Annotated in this window: 16 protein-coding genes; 7 read left to right on the top strand and 9 right to left on the bottom strand. The window is 45.0% G+C overall.

The features are described 5' to 3' along the window. Positions 1–11: 11 nt before the first annotated feature. Together fabD and NYE68_RS08075 are read right to left on the bottom strand one after the other, a co-directional pair. The gene (gene fabD / locus NYE68_RS08080) at positions 12–2318 is read right to left on the bottom strand and encodes an ACP S-malonyltransferase (protein ID WP_227051263.1); all 2307 of its coding nucleotides are present in this window, start codon (positions 2316–2318) and stop codon (positions 12–14) included. Between the two features lie 456 nt (positions 2319–2774). Then, positions 2775–3413 (bottom strand): YkyA family protein, encoded by a 639-nt coding sequence (locus tag NYE68_RS08075; protein WP_119001991.1) that lies wholly within the window; start codon positions 3411–3413, stop codon positions 2775–2777. Between the two features lie 244 nt (positions 3414–3657). On the opposite strand from NYE68_RS08075, the gene NYE68_RS08070 reads away from it, so the two are divergent. Both NYE68_RS08070 and def read left to right on the top strand, forming a co-directional pair. Continuing rightward, a complete protein-coding gene (locus tag NYE68_RS08070) occupies positions 3658–3837 on the top strand; it encodes a YjcZ family sporulation protein (protein ID WP_007409651.1) in 180 nt (59 codons plus the stop codon). 111 nt (positions 3838–3948) lie between these two features. Beyond that, positions 3949–4503, top strand: a complete 555-nt coding sequence (gene def, locus NYE68_RS08065) for a peptide deformylase (RefSeq protein WP_003154544.1) — start codon at positions 3949–3951, stop codon at positions 4501–4503. Between the two features lie 34 nt (positions 4504–4537). Here def and NYE68_RS08060 read toward each other — a convergent pair whose 3' ends face one another. Further along, positions 4538–5311: a Cof-type HAD-IIB family hydrolase gene (locus NYE68_RS08060; protein WP_324635882.1), complete on the bottom strand. Its 774-nt coding sequence runs from the start codon at positions 5309–5311 to the stop codon at positions 4538–4540. A 354-nt stretch (positions 5312–5665) separates the two neighbouring features. On the opposite strand from NYE68_RS08060, the gene NYE68_RS08055 reads away from it, so the two are divergent. Together NYE68_RS08055 and rnjA are read left to right on the top strand one after the other, a co-directional pair. Continuing rightward, complete coding sequence (locus tag NYE68_RS08055) at positions 5666–5875, top strand: DNA-dependent RNA polymerase subunit epsilon (RefSeq protein ID WP_003154548.1); 210 nt, start codon at positions 5666–5668, stop codon at positions 5873–5875. 5 nt (positions 5876–5880) lie between these two features. Next, positions 5881–7548: a ribonuclease J1 gene (rnjA, locus tag NYE68_RS08050; protein ID WP_003154550.1), complete on the top strand. Its 1668-nt coding sequence runs from the start codon at positions 5881–5883 to the stop codon at positions 7546–7548. Between the two features lie 32 nt (positions 7549–7580). On the opposite strand, the gene ade is transcribed toward rnjA, so the two are convergent. From ade to NYE68_RS08025, 5 genes are all read right to left on the bottom strand, one after another. Beyond that, positions 7581–9314 carry an adenine deaminase gene (ade, locus tag NYE68_RS08045; protein WP_061861425.1) on the bottom strand — a complete coding sequence of 578 codons (1734 nt, stop codon included), beginning with the start codon at positions 9312–9314 and terminating at the stop codon, positions 7581–7583. A gap of 148 nt (positions 9315–9462) precedes the next feature. Next, positions 9463–10128 carry a Ktr system potassium transporter KtrC gene (gene ktrC, locus NYE68_RS08040; protein WP_003154554.1) on the bottom strand — a complete coding sequence of 222 codons (666 nt, stop codon included), beginning with the start codon at positions 10126–10128 and terminating at the stop codon, positions 9463–9465. Positions 10129–10168: 40 nt separating this feature from the next. Further along, on the bottom strand, positions 10169–10996 hold the full coding sequence (locus NYE68_RS08035) for a gamma-glutamylcyclotransferase family protein (protein WP_015239773.1): 828 nt from the start codon (positions 10994–10996) through the stop codon (positions 10169–10171). A gap of 1 nt (position 10997) precedes the next feature. Beyond that, positions 10998–12302, bottom strand: coding sequence for an ATP-binding protein (locus tag NYE68_RS08030; RefSeq protein ID WP_064108138.1), 1305 nt, complete (start codon positions 12300–12302; stop codon positions 10998–11000). 172 nt (positions 12303–12474) lie between these two features. Then, complete coding sequence (locus NYE68_RS08025; protein ID WP_003154557.1) at positions 12475–12759, bottom strand: AbrB/MazE/SpoVT family DNA-binding domain-containing protein; 285 nt, start codon at positions 12757–12759, stop codon at positions 12475–12477. A 270-nt stretch (positions 12760–13029) separates the two neighbouring features. Between NYE68_RS08025 and mreBH the strand changes: the two genes are divergently transcribed. The 3 genes from mreBH (at position 13030) to NYE68_RS08010 (ending at position 15576) form a co-directional block, all read left to right on the top strand. Beyond that, a complete protein-coding gene (gene mreBH, locus NYE68_RS08020) occupies positions 13030–14037 on the top strand; it encodes a cell shape-determining protein MreBH (RefSeq protein ID WP_003154558.1) in 1008 nt (335 codons plus the stop codon). A 71-nt stretch (positions 14038–14108) separates the two neighbouring features. Continuing rightward, on the top strand, positions 14109–14243 hold the full coding sequence (locus NYE68_RS08015; protein ID WP_003154559.1) for a protein YkpC: 135 nt from the start codon (positions 14109–14111) through the stop codon (positions 14241–14243). Between the two features lie 100 nt (positions 14244–14343). Next, the gene (locus tag NYE68_RS08010) at positions 14344–15576 is read left to right on the top strand and encodes an aminopeptidase (protein WP_007409644.1); all 1233 of its coding nucleotides are present in this window, start codon (positions 14344–14346) and stop codon (positions 15574–15576) included. Positions 15577–15607: 31 nt separating this feature from the next. On the opposite strand, the gene NYE68_RS08005 is transcribed toward NYE68_RS08010, so the two are convergent. Next, complete coding sequence (locus tag NYE68_RS08005; protein WP_324635887.1) at positions 15608–16516, bottom strand: ketopantoate reductase family protein; 909 nt, start codon at positions 16514–16516, stop codon at positions 15608–15610. Between the last annotated feature and the right edge of the window lie 8 nt (positions 16517–16524).

Here is a 16524-nt window from a genome sequence, read left to right as displayed (position 1 = left end):
CCGCTCCTTCTTTAGTGTAGAAATAACGTATCCAATCTGCGCCTTAGCAGACTTTCGGTCTCATTCATCAATTTTTCACCAATGTCATCGACATGTCTGTTTCTCCATGATTCCAAATCCGTGCCCTTTACCCAATGATTAAAAGCGCCTAAAGACGGGCCGCAATGAACTTGGAAATTCACCTTTTGTTCTTCCTGCCCTTCCAAAGCAAGCAGACATCCTCTCTGCAAATACCACTTAAATAGTAACAGCATCTTATATTTTTGATTGCGCTCAGCTTTTTGGGCCAGGTTCGGCTGTTTTTCTAATATGCTTTCGTAGATTTCATCAAAAGTCTTGTTAAAATAATCATTTTCGAGCTGAATCTTTGTCTTTTCATCTATCTCACTCAACGACTCATATTGTTGGTAGATTTGAAATAATTTATTTGCCCTGACCGGAAACAGCGTGCCCTTTTTCAGCACCTGAACCTTTGTTCCGAACTCAAACAGAGTCTCCGAAGGCGCATAAGCAGTATCGCATATTCCTGTCTCACTCAGCATTTCTTTAACAAAACCGCTTGTTTCGGCTTCAACTGTACATTGATTAATGGATCCCGTCATAATAAAATCAGCGCCCATTAAAAAAGCAGACGCGGCAGACTCGGGAGTCCCGATTCCTCCCGCAGCCCCGATCCTTATCTTCCTTGCGTATTTGTGTGTTTCCATCATTTCATCCCGCAGGTTAACAAAAAACGGCAGCATCGCCGTCAATGAGCCCTGTTCAGTATTACTTCCGCAATCTGCTTCAATAATGATATCGTCTGCTGCCGGAATACGGCTGAGCCACTCCGCCTGCTCTTCCGTCAGCATACCGTGCTGACACATTCTCTTTACGATACTTGGAGGAGGCGGACTCAGAAATGCGGCCGCAACTTCCGGCCGTGAAACTTTGGCAATGATCCGATTATGAGGTATGACCCTGCCGCTTTTGTCTATCTTCAACTGATGCGCTTTGTAATAAATTAATGGTGCGCTGACGGAAAGATACGAAGACGCTTCTATTACTCGTACGTCATGCTTGATATATAAATCTATCAATTCCTTTTCTCTATCTTGATGATCCGGCTCAAATCGCAGATTCATTCCGTAGGGCTGGCCATTTTTGAGTGTCTTCTTAATAGAAATAACGGCCTGTTCAATTTCCCTTATAGGTAAATCCGCTGTGCCAAAGAACCCCAGCATTCCTTTCTTCCCGAGGCGGATCAGCATTTCAGCAGAAGAGATCCCCCTATTCATCGCACCTGCCAAATACGCGTATGTCAAACCGTAATCTTCTTTGAAAGATTGATCACCCAATCGGGACACCGGTGAAGCTGCACCGCTCTCTATATTTTCGGCCAAGAGGCTATGCTCTTTCCCGCTTTCCGAATTGTCCTTGTTCCCTTCAGAAAAAAAGAGACTGTCTTCCGGCGCACTGATAGTAAGCGGTTCCTCATCTCTTTGTATGGTTTGAATTAATTTAGTCAGAATGTTTCCAGGACCGATCTCTTCAAACAGAGTGACGCCTTGTCCCATTAGATACCTGATGCTTTCAGTCCATTTTACCGAGTTTGTTATTTGTTCAATTAAATTCCGTTTGATATCTTCTTGTTTATAAGGTCTTGCCGTATAGTTGGAAATGACCGGGAAATTCAATTCAGAAAAATGAAACTCCTCGATAAATTCCGCAAATTCACGCTGTGCACTTTCCATGAAACGAGAATGAAAAGCTCCGCCGACTTGCAATACGATATAAGCTTTCGCCCCTTCTTTTTCAAAAAAAGAGGCTGCCCGCTTTATCTCTTCTGCAGCCCCTGCTATCACAATTTGTGAAGATGTATTGTAATTGGCGATATCTATTTGGCCGAGTTCATACTTTTGAAGTATTTTTTTTATGTGATGCTCATCCAGTCCGATCACGGCAGCCATTCCGCCCTCGGAAGCCTCACTCATTAACTCGCCTCTTTTAGCAACCAGCCGGAGACCTGTTTCAAAATTAAAAACGCCGGCCGCAAAAAGCGCAGTATATTCACCAAGACTATGTCCTGCAACAGCATCAGGGCGGGTATGACCTTCTTTTAAACCCTTTAAATATTGCAGTGCGCTCACTGTATAAATTGCAGGCTGTGTATACTTCGTATCAGTCAGCCTCTCTTTTTCATCTGAAAGGCATAAATCCTTTATGGAGTATCCTAAAATATGATCTGCCTTTTTAATGAGCTCACTGAATTCATCGAATAAGTCTCTGCCCATTCCTTTAAACTGCGCTCCCTGTCCGGGAAAGACGTAAGCAAGCATTTGTTTTCCTCCTGTTCCGTATTTCTGCCGTTTCTTTTCGTTCCGATTTTGATTAACGTTTTTCACTTCAATTTTAAAATTGTCGTTTACTCTCAGCACCCTTACTTAATAAGCATTACTAAGCAAAATAAAAAAACCTTTATGCCGGATAAAGGTTTAAAAGCAAAAAGCATGTACAAATATCATATCGCCGTAAATATAAATAGATAGAATTTTCTGATAATTAAAATCACATTTTCATTCTGTTTTATATATATCAATATAATAAAAACATTCCAACGTGCCGAAACAACGATTGGTTTTATGTGAATATTTCCCTAAATAAATATTATACCATGATTTACTTGTTGTCAATGGGAAACACACGTATATACCAATTCTTCAGCCGCCTTTTTACAGGCGGCTGAACTCGGTTGTTATCAGTTCATCAGCCCATGCCGATATGCCTTCACTATACTATTTGCGGAATAATAGTTCTTTCTCTTTGTTGTAGTCTTTAGTAAATTGATTGAACTCATCTGCTTGTTTATGCACCTTTTCGTAAACTGAGTTTACTTTGCTGATTTGCTCTTCCAGCTGCGCTAATGTGAGCTTTTTATCTTTAATCAGCTTATAAAGGTCCTTATCAAGTGATATGGCTTTTTCGTACTTTTTGTACAAAAGATCATAAGATGCATACCTTTTCCCCATTAAAGCGACAGCATGCCCGGCTTTTTCTTTTACTTTCTTATCCTTTATTTCTTGAGAAGTTTTTTTTGCGGATTCAAACGCTTTTTTTGAATCATCAATACTGTCTTTTTCTGCTTTCAGATGTTTTTTTCGCTGATTTGCATTGCTCAGAGCCTGATCAGACAGTGTGACAATTTTCTGGTAATCATCCATATTCAGTTTAACCGCGCTGTCGTATAGCTTATGCTCTTTTTTCTCCAATTTTTCTAATGTTTTCTGCTCTTTTTGAAACGGTTTTTCCGCTTGAACGGCTTTTTCCATCGAGTCATGAAGCGATTCAACCGGATCTTTTCCCCCGCAGCCGGCAAGAAGCATACTTGCGGCGCCGAGCGCTCCGATTCCTGCTAATACCTTTTTTTGAATCATATTCACTTAAAATCCCCCAATCTTGACAATTTCCACTATAGAAGCCCGAACGCTTTTTGACAATAGCTGAGCTGTAATTGGCGTGACCGTGTAAAGACGCTTACGGTGCTTTCAAAGAATACTTGCGTAAAAAATTGAGAAAACAGGGCGGATGACCATACATCTTTTTGGCTTTTACATAGTTTATAGTAGACGCCGGCCCTGCTGACAGAGGGTCAGCGTAATTAAAAGAGGAGGTTTTTTTATGTACGGATATGGATTTGGCGGCGGATTTGGCGGCGGTTGTTGCGGCGGCGGATATGGTTATGGCGGCGGTTACGGTTACGGCTGCGGCGGCGGATACGGCCGCACATTCGCATTAATCGTCGTATTGTTTATCTTATTAATCATCGTCGGTGCCGCTTATTTAGGCTGCGGCTGCTGACATTATACACCATGACATCGGCCGGCCTGCTATGGCCGGCCAATTGTTTCATTGCGCCGCGATAAAGAAATTCGCTATAATTTACATATTAAGCTTTAGGAGTGAAGTTTCTTGATTACTATGGAAAATATTGTACGAGACGGACATCCCGCGCTCAGAGAGATCGCTGAAGAGGTACAGCTTCCCGCTTCTGACGAAGAAAAACAGCATCTTGCTGATATGATTGAGTTTGTGAAAAACAGCCAAAATCCTGAATTAGCCGAGAAATACAAGCTTCGTCCGGGCGTCGGTCTTGCCGCTCCCCAAACAGACGTAAAAAAACGGATGATCGCCGTCCATGCAGAAGATGCGAAAGGCACTTTATACAGCTATGCTCTTTTTAACCCTAAGATCGTCAGCCACTCAGTGGAAAAAAGCTACTTGACGAGCGGAGAAGGCTGCCTGTCGGTAGACGAACCCATTCCCGGCTATGTGCCGCGCTACGCCCGCATCCGCGTAAAGGCGGTGACGCTTGAAGGAGAACAGATTGACATCCGCCTCAAAGGTTTTCCGGCCATCGTGTTTCAGCACGAAATCGATCATCTGAACGGCGTGATGTTTTACGACCATATTGATAAAGAAAATCCGTTCAAAGAACCTGAAAACGCCATTGCCATTGACCGTTAAAAATAACCGGCACTTCCCAAAGTGCCGGTTTTCTTTATTTCAAAAGGCCCAGTTCTTTGACGGCCCAGCTGATTCCTTCCTCATCCACCGGCTTTGTGACGAAATCAGCGGCAGCTTTTAATTCCGGAACCGCATTTCCCATCGCCACCCCGGTGCCGACAAAACGGATCATCTCAAGATCATTTAGTCCGTCGCCGAATGCATAAGTGTCACTTACGCCGTACGGAAGCCGCTCAAGCACTCTTTTAATGCCTTCCGCTTTTGAACCGCCTTTCGGAAGCACATCCGTTGACAATTCATGCCAGCGGACATAATCAAACTCCGGAAAAGCGGCATATGCTTTTTCTTCATGTCCGCGGCAGAATAAAAGCAGCTGATAAATTTCTTTTCCTTTATAAAATGTTTCATCAACTTCGGGATAAGGCGCTTTCAGACTGCCGATTCCTTCCGAGACGTGCGGATGTCCGGGGACGGTCGTTTTCATCGTGTCTTCCGCCATAAATACGACGGGGTGCTCCCCTTCTGCCGCCTGCTTTAATAAACGCGCAACCGCATCTTCAAGAAGCGGATTTTTATAAATGACCTCACCTTCAAATACGACATACTGGCCGTTGTATGAAATAAATGATTCAATCTCAAGCTCTTCCAGAATCGGTTTTACCATAAACGGGGACCTTCCGCTGGCGATAAAAACGTGATGGCCAGCTTCTTTAAGCGCCTTCACGGCGTTTCTTGCGCTATCGGGAATATGTTTATCATGGTCATAGATCGTGCCGTCAATATCAAAAAAGATCAATTTTGGTTTCATGTCAATTTCTCCTTTTTCCCGTTTATCAGTCGTGTCTTTTTCAATATCATCATACAGAAAGTTTTTCTTCCGGAAAACCGCCTTGATGAAATTCCAGTTTTACCCACGAAAACAAATTCATTTTTTCCGCATACTACTGCTATAAAGGGCTTTAAAGGAGGTATACGATGCTGCGCCGATTACGGAAGAAACTCAGAAGACAGTGGGGCGGAATGCTCCGGAAAAAAGTCATCGCGTAGAAGGGATCTTTCGTTTTTTGAAAGTCCCTTTTTTGCTCGAGACTTTCCTTATAATCCGTTTTCGAATATAATAGAATAAGCGAGTCTAACATACGGCATTTAAGGAGAGATTTGGATGATTTATAAGGTATTTTATCAAGAGAAGGCTGACGAAGTACCTGTTCGGGAAAAAACAGATTCACTTTACATTGAGGGCGTTTCAGAACGGGACGTCAGAACGAAACTGAAAGATCAGAAATACAACATTGAATTTGTTCAGCCTGTGGACGGTGCTTTTTTAGAATATGAGAAGCAGAGCGAAAATTTTAAAGTATTGGAGTTATGAGCGGAATGAAATTTGTAAAAAATGACCAGACTGCCGTTTTCGCCCTCGGCGGATTGGGCGAGATCGGGAAAAATACGTACGGGGTGCAGTTTCAGGATGAAATTGTACTGATTGATGCGGGAATCAAGTTCCCGGAAGATGAACTTCTCGGCATCGATTACGTAATCCCCGATTACACGTATTTAGTAAAAAATGAAGATAAAATTAAAGGTCTGTTTATCACCCACGGTCACGAAGACCATATCGGCGGTATTCCGTACCTGCTCAGACAAGTAAATATTCCCGTTTACGGCGGTAAACTCGCGATCGGCTTACTTCGGAATAAACTTGAAGAGCACGGGCTGTTAAGACAGACCAAATTAAATATCATCGGTGAAGACGACATCGTGAAGTTCCGCAAGACGTCAGTATCCTTCTTCAGAACGACACACAGCATTCCGGATTCATACGGAATCGTCGTCAAAACACCGCCGGGCAATATCGTACATACCGGGGACTTTAAGTTCGATTTCACACCGGTAGGCGAACCGGCAAACTTGACAAAGATGGCTGAAATCGGGAAAGAAGGCGTTTTATGCCTGCTTTCTGACAGTACAAACAGTGAGGTTCCTGATTTCACCATGTCAGAACGCCGCGTAGGCGAAAGCATTCACGATATTTTCCGGAAAGTGGACGGCAGAATTATATTTGCGACATTCGCTTCGAATATACACCGTCTTCAGCAGGTGATTGAAGCAGCCGTTTTAAACGGCAGAAAAGTTGCCGTATTCGGACGCAGTATGGAATCGGCTATTGAAATCGGACAAAATCTCGGTTACATTACCTGTCCTAAAAATACGTTTATTGAGCATAACGAAATCAATCGTATGCCTGCCAATAAGGTAACGATTTTATGTACGGGAAGCCAAGGTGAACCGATGGCGGCGTTATCACGTATCGCTAACGGGACGCACCGGCAGATTTCCATTAATCCCGGAGATACGGTCGTCTTTTCTTCCTCTCCGATTCCCGGAAACACAATCAGCGTAAGCCGCACCATCAACCAGCTGTACCGTGCGGGCGCAGAAGTCATTCACGGTTCATTGAATGACATTCATACATCCGGACACGGCGGACAGGAAGAGCAGAAATTAATGCTCCGCCTGATCAAACCGAAGTTCTTTATGCCGATTCACGGTGAGTACAGAATGCAGAAAATGCACGTCAAACTCGCGACTGATTGCGGCATACCCGAAGAAAACTGCTTTATCATGGATAATGGCGAAGTGCTGGCCCTCAAAGGCGAAGAAGCCGCTGTGGCAGGCAAAATTCCGTCCGGCTCCGTTTACATTGACGGAAGCGGAATCGGTGATATCGGCAATATCGTGCTCCGCGACCGCCGCATTCTTTCAGAAGAAGGCCTTGTTATCGTTGTTGTCAGCATCAATATGGATGACTTTAAGGTTTCGGCGGGGCCTGATTTAATCTCAAGAGGTTTTGTATACATGAGAGAATCCGGTGATTTGATCAATGACGCGCAGCAGCTGATTTCGAACCATTTGGAGAAAGTTATGGATCGGAAAACAACGCAGTGGTCCGAAATTAAAAACGAAATTACCGATACACTTGCTCCGTTCCTATACGAAAAAACAAAACGCCGCCCGATGATCCTTCCGATCATTATGGAGGTCTAAAAAAAACTGCACTCGTAATGAGTGCAGTTTTTTTATTGCAGCGGAATATGCTGAAAGGCTTTGACATCAAACAGACCGGCTGCTGTCATTTTAATATCCGGAATCACCGGAAGCGCTAAAAACGATAATGTGAGAAACGGATTGAAATCACCGGTGAATCCGAGCAGAGGAAGCTTTTCATGAAGCACGCCCAAGCTGTCATTGACCCATTCCGCCGACTTATCAGACAAAAGCCCGGCGATCGGAAGCGGAACGGAGTGAAGCAATTCTCCGTTTTTCACGGCTGTTAATCCTCCTCCAGTGTCACGGAGCTTGTTGATTGCTTTTGCCAAATCGGCATCGTTTGTACCGACGGCGATGATATTATGGGAATCGTGAGAAATGGTTGTGGCGATGGCGCCTTCTTTTAACCCGAACCCTTGTACAATCCCGAGTCCTATCATTTTTTCGCCGCTGTGCCGCTCTGTGACGGCGATTTTTAATAAATCATTTTCTGTATCAGAACAAAACGCGTCAGCAGACGGTGCAGGCACTTCTTTTTTTCTCGTCTCCAAATGATTCGGTATCATTTCGATTACATTCATTTTCTTGCCCTCTTGAATCGGTATATGAAAATCCGATTCAGTCAGCGGCGCTTTCAGCCGCACTGTATCCAACAGCGCCTGGTCCGGCGAATAGGAACCGGCAGACTGTTCATAAACCGTGCGTCCGTTCTCGGCAACGGTCCGGCCGGCGACCATGGTCTTCGTGACGGCAGCCTCCCGTACATCTGAAATGAACAGCAGATCTGCGTCAAAACCCGGCGCTACCGCCCCTTTTGTTTCAAGACCGTAGCACTCAGCCGCATTTAAACTGGCGAGTTGATACGCAAGGAATGGATCAAGTCCCGCCTTTATCGCCATTTTGACTTGGTGGTTCACACTTCCTTCTGAAAGCAGATCATCTACATGCTTATCATCCGTGCAAAAGAAAAAGCGCCGCGCGTTTTTTTCATTCACCGCCGGCAGCACATTGAGCGTATTTTTTGCCACCGATCCTTCGCGCAGCATGACGTACATTCCCCGTCTGATTCTGTCCAGCGCTTCTTCTTTTGTCGTCACTTCATGATCATTTGACACCATTGCGGTTCTGTATATATTGATGATATCTGAAGACAGTCCGGCTAAATGCCCGTCGATCCGTTTTCCGTGACGCTTGGCATCAAGCAGTTTCTGAAGCATATCCTCTTCACCTTCCGCAACAGATACATAATCCATTACTTCCGCAAGCCCGAGCACCTCTTTCTCCTGATAAAAAGGCTTTAAATCCTCGGCTTTTAATACGGCTCCTGAGCGTTCAAAGCTAGCGGCGGGAACACAGGAAGGAAGCATGAAACGGATGTTCAGCGGCGCCTTTTTCGCCTGCTCTATCATAAAAGAAATGCCTTTTGCTCCGGAAACGTTCGCAATTTCGTGAGGATCAGTAATGACAGTAGTCACTCCGTGTGGGAGGACGGCTTTAGCAAATTCAATCGGAGTAACCATAGAGGACTCGATATGAACATGTCCGTCAATAAACCCCGGAACGATCATTTGACCTTCTGCATCAATGACTTCTTCCCCTTCATATTCGCCCAGCCCGACGATCACTCCGCCCGTAATGGCGATATCTGCAGAAATCCATTCCTGGTTAAATACATCCATGATTTTTCCGTTTTTAATGACGGTATCGGCTTTTTGTCTGCCGGCTGATACATTCAGCCGTTCAGCCAGTGTTTCTTTGTTCAAAATGAGGCCTCCTCTTTTTCTTTATATGGTACAATATGCTATCGGATCGCCTGATCATAGTCAATAAAAATTGCAGAATATACCGCTTACATGATAAATGTCTTTCTATTCTGACATAATAAAAGACCGTCCTTTTACGGACGGCTTTTCACTTTGTGTGAAGCACTCTTTTTTCAAATCGGGAAATGTCCGTAAGAGAGCCGATAACGATGAGAATATCTTCTTTTTGGATCATTTCAGTCGCCAGCGGAGATACGATCACTTCTTTTTCTCTCTTGATGGCCACGATATTAATGCCGTACTTCGCCCGGATGTCCAGATCAAGCAGTGTGTTGCCCGCAAGCCTGCTGTTGGCCACGATCTCCACAATGCTGTGTTCGTCGGACAGCTCCAAATAATCAAGCACATTATTTGATACGATGTTGTGGGCGATGCGTTTTGCCATGTCACGTTCAGGGTGGACGATGTGGTCGGCCCCGATTTTCGCAAGCACTTTCTCATGATAATCGTTCTGCGCTTTAACCGTGATCGTGTTCACGCCGAGTTCCTTTAAGATCAGCGTCGTTAAAATGCTCGCCTGTATATTTTCGCCGATTGCCACAATGACGTGGTCAAAGTTGCGCAGCCCTAAGTTTTTCAGCACTGATTCATCGGTTGAATCGCCGATGACCGCGTGTGATGCGATTTTGGCGTATTCATTTACTTTATCTTCATCAATATCCATCGCCATGACCTCAAGGCCTTCTTCACTTAATGCTTTGCAAATACTTCCGCCGAAGCGTCCGAGACCGATAACGGCAAACTCTTTTCTCATAACAGTACTCCTTTAAACAATATCTCTAATAGGAATAGTATCACATTTTCGGCAATGAGTTCATATAGCGTTTAAGCTTTTCTGAAAAGGCCGGCGATAAATACAAATCCGCTCCGCGTTCGATTTCTTCCTGATAGTGACCCGGAGGCGCAATTTCCTCAGCTTTATCAAGAACGAGAAATGTCAGGACGCCTCTGTATACACGGCCGCCGGCACACACTTCTATGAACGCGGGACGGTATGTGTGGTTATCAACACCTTCTCTTTTGTACAGATAGGTTGCCGCTTCAAACGGGAGCTTGTACAGCACGCCTTCAGTTCGTCCCCCGTCTTCAACAAGATCGGCTCTGGAACCGTCAGGACGCCTTAATGTGAATCTCGTCGAATACCCTTCAACAACCGCCCCTCCGACCGGCTCGGCAAAAAAGTGGTCGACCCCCGCCTGTTTAAACCGGGCATTGTCCATACAGGAGCCGTATGCGAAATAATAAACCGGACTGTCATCCTCCCGTTTCATAAAACGGTATTCTTTCCAGTCTCCGCTCTTGATACGGCTGAATGAGGCACACTGGTCGGGCTTTACGACATATGCGAAGGCGGTTTTATTCCCGGCATCCGTCGTCACGGCAACCTCTTTTCGATCAAAATCAGCATAATACGCATCCAGCTTACGGATCATCTGATGATCTGTTTCATACAATTCCCCGTACACAAAAGCTGTTTCTGCTAAAGACGCCGCAGGCTGACCTTTATCCGTTTCGTACAGCACGCCGTTTATCGCAGCCTGCTCGCACACACACGGAGCGCCTTTCAGCAGTTCATGATTTTCTTCACGCTTCCGTAACAAACCGTATACAAAAAGAAGCAAGTTATTTTTCCTCCTTTTGGACAGCAGCCGCTTCTAACGGCAGAATCACCTGAAACGTACTGCCTTCTCCATTTTTGCTCTTAATGTTAAGTTTACCATTATGCTCCTTCAGAATTCGTAAACAAATCGGAAGCCCGAGACCCGTTCCCTGATCTTTTGTTGAGAAAAACGGTTTCCCGATGTTTTCAAGCTTTTCTTTCGACATGCCGTTTCCTTCATCCTGTATGCTGATCACCGCGTATTCTTCATCCCGTTTTGTATAAATATGAATATTCCCGCCGTCAGGCATCGCTTCAATCGCATTTTTAATAATATTGATAAATACCTGTTTCAGCTGGTTTTCGTCACCGTTGACCATACAGGACTCAGTCTGCCTGAAATCCTTCTCAATCACAGTGTTCGACAGCACCGCGTTCGTGTCAAGAAGCGTCGCCACCTGCCGTAAAATATGGTTGAGATGATGAGCGGTAAACGTCACGGTCTGCGGCTTGGCGAGCAGAAGCAGCTCCCCCAGCACGAGGTCAATCCTTTTAATCTCCGAAAAAATAATATCAAAATAATCCGTTCTTTCCGGATACTGGGCTTTCATCAGCTGGAGAAAGCCGCTGACTGATGTTAAAGGATTTCTTACTTCATGGGCGATTCCTGCCGCAAGCTCCCCGGCAATGGCCAGCTTTTGAGATTGCATGGCAAGGCGTTCGTTCGTTTCCAGAAGCTCGTCGACCGCTTTTTTCCGTTCACTGATATCAGACATCGTCCCCAGGCTTCCGACAAATTTCTGTCTGCGGTCATAATACAGCTTATAATGGACTTCTCCCCAAAAGATCGAGCCGTCTCTTTTAATATATTTGGCCGTAAACATTCCTGACGGGGACTGCTGCTTGATTTGGGAGATAATATAATCAATAATATGTTTTTCTTTTATAAAATAATCATTATACATCGTGCCCATACATTCGCTGATGGAGTGGCCCGTAATCGCCGTCCAGGCCTGATTCAAATATGTAATATTCCCTTGAGCATCCGTCTGAAAAACGATTTCCTGCAAATTGTCCATGATCCGGTTTTTCTCATCTGAAAGCGCCTTTGCTTTCTGCTCGCTGTCCTTCAGCTCCGTCAGCAGCTGCTTTTTATTATCCACATAATAAGCCAGCAGCCAGACGCTGATTAATGTGACGGCGGTAAAGGTGATGTCAACTGGCCAGTTAATCGGATTCCGTTCAATCATATAAAATAAATAATCCCAAAACATAATAAAAATCATTGCCAAGATTAAGGAAATGATACGCGCTTGATATTTTCCCATAGTCCCACCTGCCGCTAGCATTTCTACATATATTGTAACATTGTTGACTGCATTATTGACTAAAAAATGATAACTATTCCCAATTAATTGAGCAGGTTCGCTTACTTTTCCCGTGAGTTTTTGCACAAGTTCATAATAAAAGGACGGAATGATGCTCCGCCCTTTTTGCTGATTATGATCTATCTTTTAACGCTTCCTCGATTTCCTCAAGCAGCATTTTCGCTCCTTCAGGACTTAAAATAATTTTGCCGTTGCCGTACTCCTGATTTTCGGGAGTAATTTCCCCCGTCATTAAGCAAATGCCGTGCGGCTTGTATTTTTTCAAGACAATTTTGTCTCCGTCAACGAAAAATTCAATACTATCTTTAATAGCGATATCCAATGCTCTTCTCAATTCAATCGGCATGACAATACGCCCGAGTTCGTCTACTTTTCTTACTACACCAATTGATTTCATAGAAATCCCCTACTTCCTTTAATGTCTCTTCTTTATGTCCAAGGAAAATCCTTCATAAACGTAGACGAAAGGAACGGAGCAAAAGTTTCTCAGCATCCGGAACTGAATGTTTTTTTACAAAAGAAAATCCTTTTGAAATATGGGATACAGACTTTCCCTCCTTTTTTACAAAAACATTTCATTCCCGGCGGAAACCCCCAAAAATCGTGGTTTTTCTCAGAAACTTTAAATGTAGAATCAATTAAATCAGGATAGGGATTGGGTGAAAACATGTTTCAATCAACTGAGATCGGAATCGACTTAGGAACCGCTAATATACTTGTTTACAGTAAAAATAAAGGAATTATTTTAAACGAGCCTTCCGTTGTCGCTGTAGATACAACAACGAAAGCGGTGCTTGCCATCGGAACGGATGCCAAAAGCATGATCGGAAAGACGCCGGGGAAAATCGTCGCCGTTCGGCCGATGAAAGACGGTGTCATTGCTGATTATGATATGACAACTGACTTATTAAAACACATTATGAAAAAAGCCGGAAAAAAAATCGGAATGACTTTCCGCAAACCGAATGTCGTCGTCTGCACGCCTTCAGGCTCAACAGCCGTTGAACGACGCGCCATCAGTGACGCTGTCAAAAACTGCGGAGCGAAAAACGTTCACTTGATTGAAGAACCCGTAGCCGCTGCAATCGGGGCCGACCTCCCTGTTGACGAGCCGGTCGCAAACGTCGTCGTAGATATCGGCGGCGGTACGACTGAAGTCGCCATCATCTCATTCGGGGGCGTCGTATCCTGCCATTCGATCAGAATCGGCGGCGACCAGCTTGATGAAGATATCGCCTCGTTCGTCAGAAAAAAATACAACCTGCTGATCGGGGAGCGTACGGCAGAACAAGTGAAAATGGAAATCGGATTTGCATTGATCGAACATGTGCCGGAAACGATGGAAATCCGCGGGCGTGACCTTGTAACCGGTCTGCCGAAGACAATCAGACTGCAGTCTAATGAAATTCAGCACGCGATGCGTGAGTCGCTCCTGCATATTCTTGAAGCGATCAGAGCGACACTTGAAGATTGTCCGCCGGAGCTCAGCGGTGATATCGTTGACCGCGGCGTCGTGTTAACCGGCGGAGGCTCCCTTTTAAACGGGATGAAAGAATGGCTGACAGATGAAATCGTCGTTCCCGTTCATTTGGCGGCGAATCCGCTTGAATCAGTGGCTATCGGCACGGGGCGTTCATTAGACGTCATCGACAAACTGCAAAAAGCGATTAAATAATAAGATTGTGCTTCTTTTTTCTCCGGCCGGCTCATATTGTGAGAACTGGAGAAACATTAAGGAGGAAGCATATGCTTAGAGATGTGGGAAGACGCGTAGCAGTAGCCGTCATTTTAAGCGGAATTATTTTGGGGGGTATGAGCATTTCACTGGCCAATATGCCCCATTCTCCGGCCGGCGGCGCCGTAAAACTGAATCACCCGTAAAGACGCAGCAAAAGCTGTGTCTTTTTCGTTTGTGCTCCTTTCTTTCCTTTATGAGGCGATATTTGATATGATGAGAAAAACCGATGAGGAGGAATGAACGATGAGTTCGTTTACTGAAAAGTTACATACATATGCTCAGCTGGCGGTAGAAGTCGGCGTCAATGTCCAAAAAGGACAGCATGTCGTAATCAATGCCTCAACTGATGTCAGGGAACTTGTCAGACTGCTTGCCAAACATTCTTATGAAAAAGGCGCTAAAAACGTCACCGTAAATTGGCAGGACGATGAACTGTCCAGATTAAAATACGAGATGGCACCTTTTGAAGCGTTTGAAGAGTATCCTGAATGGGAAGCAAAAGGAAAAGAAGAGCTCGCGAAAAAAGGGGCTGCGTTTATTTCTGTCGTCTCATCCGACCCCGACCTGTTAAAAGGCACTGACGGCAAACGGATTGCAGCGTTCCAAAAAGCCGCCGGAAAAGCATTGCATACATACAGACAATATATTCAATCAGATAAGGTCAGCTGGACGGTGATCGGAGCGGCTTCAACAGGCTGGGCGAAAAAAGTGTTCCCGGATCAGCCGGAAGAAACAGCCGTTCAGCTTTTATGGGAAGAAATTTTCAAAACGACCCGCGTAAATGAAGAAAACCCTGTGGAAGCATGGAAAAAACATGATCAAAACCTTCATGAAAAAGTGGAACACTTAAACAAAAAACATTACAGCGCCCTGCATTATCAGGCTGAAGGAACAGACTTAACCATTGAACTGCCGAAAAAACATGTATGGGCAGGCGCGGGAAGCGTGAATGAGAGCGGGCACGAATTCATGGCCAACATGCCGACAGAAGAGGTTTTCACCCTCCCGCAGCGTGACGGGGTGAACGGCACGGTTTCCAGCACGAAACCGCTGAGCTACGGCGGCAACATTATTGATAACTTCACTCTTACCTTTGAAAACGGCCGCATTGTCGATGTGAAAGCTGAAAAAGGCGAGGAGATTTTAAAAGGCATCGTCGAAACCGATGAAGGCTCACACTATCTCGGTGAAGTGGCCTTAGTGCCGTACGATTCACCGATTTCACAATCAAATATTCTATTTTACAACACACTGTACGATGAAAACGCCTCTAACCACTTGGCGATCGGCAGTGCGTATGCCTTTAATATTGAGGGCGGCAAACAAATGACACGGGAAGAGCTTGTCAAAGAGGGCTTAAATGAAAGCATTACACACGTAGATTTTATGGTCGGTTCCAAAGACATGAATATCGACGGCATTACCGCGGACGGCAAAAGAGAACCGATCTTCAGAAACGGAAACTGGGCATTTTAATAAAAAAAGGAGGCGATCAGGCCTCCTTTTTTTATTTCGCTTCATACATTTGCAAGTTGGCGCAGACGGTTTCCAAAACAGGTGTATCAACTGACAAGCCTTTCGCTTTCTCAAGCAAAAATCCGTGTAAATGATCACCTTCCGTCACCCTGCCCTTTTCCATATCTCTCAGCATCGACGATTTCATATGGAAAGACATGCTTGTCAATGTGCGATAACTCTCTTCTTCCAGATCAGGATCTTTCGGGATGCCGGCAGCCTTGAAAATGGCGCCGATTTCAGCAAAGAGGCGCTTTGCCGTGTTGCGGCCGCCTTCTGTTTCTAAAATCGGTCCGACCGGCTGTTGAAACAGAGTGGTCACTCCCGCCTGCGCGGCAATAAACATATATTTTTTCCAAATGTCCTTTTCAATATCCCGGCTGATGATGACATCCGCTTTCACACCTGCAAATGCGTTTTCCAGCTCATTCATACGTTCTGTGCGTTCCCCGTTCCATTCACCGAAAACAAAGCGGTGGGCAGCGCTCGTATGAAGAATGTCCCCTTTGTCGTTAAGGGCGCTCTCAATAAAGCAGAGGCCGCCCAGCACCTGCCGTTTTGAAAAAGCTTCAAACAGCTGGTTATAGTGCCTGTATCCGTTTAAAAAAGGAATAATGACCGACGAAGGTTTGACAAACGGTTTGACATCCCGAATGACGTCCTGCAAAGAATACGCTTTTGAAGCGATGATAACCGCGTCAAATGCTCCTTCTTCGCCCGCCATGATTAATTTCGGCTTGATTGAAACATCACCTTTTTCACTTTTGACGGTCAATCCCGTCTCTTGTAATTGTTCCGCCCGTTTCTTGCGGACGAGAAACGTCACGTCATTTCCCTTTTCTGCAAGACGCGCGCCGATATATCCGCCCACTCCCCCAGCTCCGACAACTAAAAACTTCATGATGCATT

This window comes from Bacillus sp. FSL R5-0447, from assembly GCF_038606125.1.
Lineage (GTDB): Bacteria > Bacillota > Bacilli > Bacillales > Bacillaceae > Bacillus > Bacillus velezensis.
This window is presented reverse-complemented; position numbering and strand designations above follow the sequence as displayed.

What these genes read in the sequence shown, in the direction of transcription:
- fabD (WP_227051263.1), bottom strand. Translation starts at nt 2,318, where the DNA reads ATGCTTGCTTACGTCTTTCCCGGACAGGGAGCGCAGTTTAAAGGAATG.
- NYE68_RS08075 (WP_119001991.1), bottom strand. Translation starts at nt 3,413, where the DNA reads ATGATTCAAAAAAAGGTATTAGCAGGAATCGGAGCGCTCGGCGCCGCA.
- NYE68_RS08070 (WP_007409651.1), top strand. Translation starts at nt 3,658, where the DNA reads ATGTACGGATATGGATTTGGCGGCGGATTTGGCGGCGGTTGTTGCGGC.
- NYE68_RS08060 (WP_324635882.1), bottom strand. Translation starts at nt 5,311, where the DNA reads ATGAAACCAAAATTGATCTTTTTTGATATTGACGGCACGATCTATGAC.
- NYE68_RS08055 (WP_003154548.1), top strand. Translation starts at nt 5,666, where the DNA reads ATGATTTATAAGGTATTTTATCAAGAGAAGGCTGACGAAGTACCTGTT.
- rnjA (WP_003154550.1), top strand. Translation starts at nt 5,881, where the DNA reads ATGAAATTTGTAAAAAATGACCAGACTGCCGTTTTCGCCCTCGGCGGA.
- ktrC (WP_003154554.1), bottom strand. Translation starts at nt 10,128, where the DNA reads ATGAGAAAAGAGTTTGCCGTTATCGGTCTCGGACGCTTCGGCGGAAGT.
- NYE68_RS08030 (WP_064108138.1), bottom strand. Translation starts at nt 12,302, where the DNA reads ATGGGAAAATATCAAGCGCGTATCATTTCCTTAATCTTGGCAATGATT.
- NYE68_RS08025 (WP_003154557.1), bottom strand. Translation starts at nt 12,759, where the DNA reads ATGAAATCAATTGGTGTAGTAAGAAAAGTAGACGAACTCGGGCGTATT.
- mreBH (WP_003154558.1), top strand. Translation starts at nt 13,030, where the DNA reads ATGTTTCAATCAACTGAGATCGGAATCGACTTAGGAACCGCTAATATA.
- NYE68_RS08015 (WP_003154559.1), top strand. Translation starts at nt 14,109, where the DNA reads ATGCTTAGAGATGTGGGAAGACGCGTAGCAGTAGCCGTCATTTTAAGC.
- NYE68_RS08010 (WP_007409644.1), top strand. Translation starts at nt 14,344, where the DNA reads ATGAGTTCGTTTACTGAAAAGTTACATACATATGCTCAGCTGGCGGTA.
- NYE68_RS08005 (WP_324635887.1), bottom strand. Translation starts at nt 16,516, where the DNA reads ATGAAGTTTTTAGTTGTCGGAGCTGGGGGAGTGGGCGGATATATCGGC.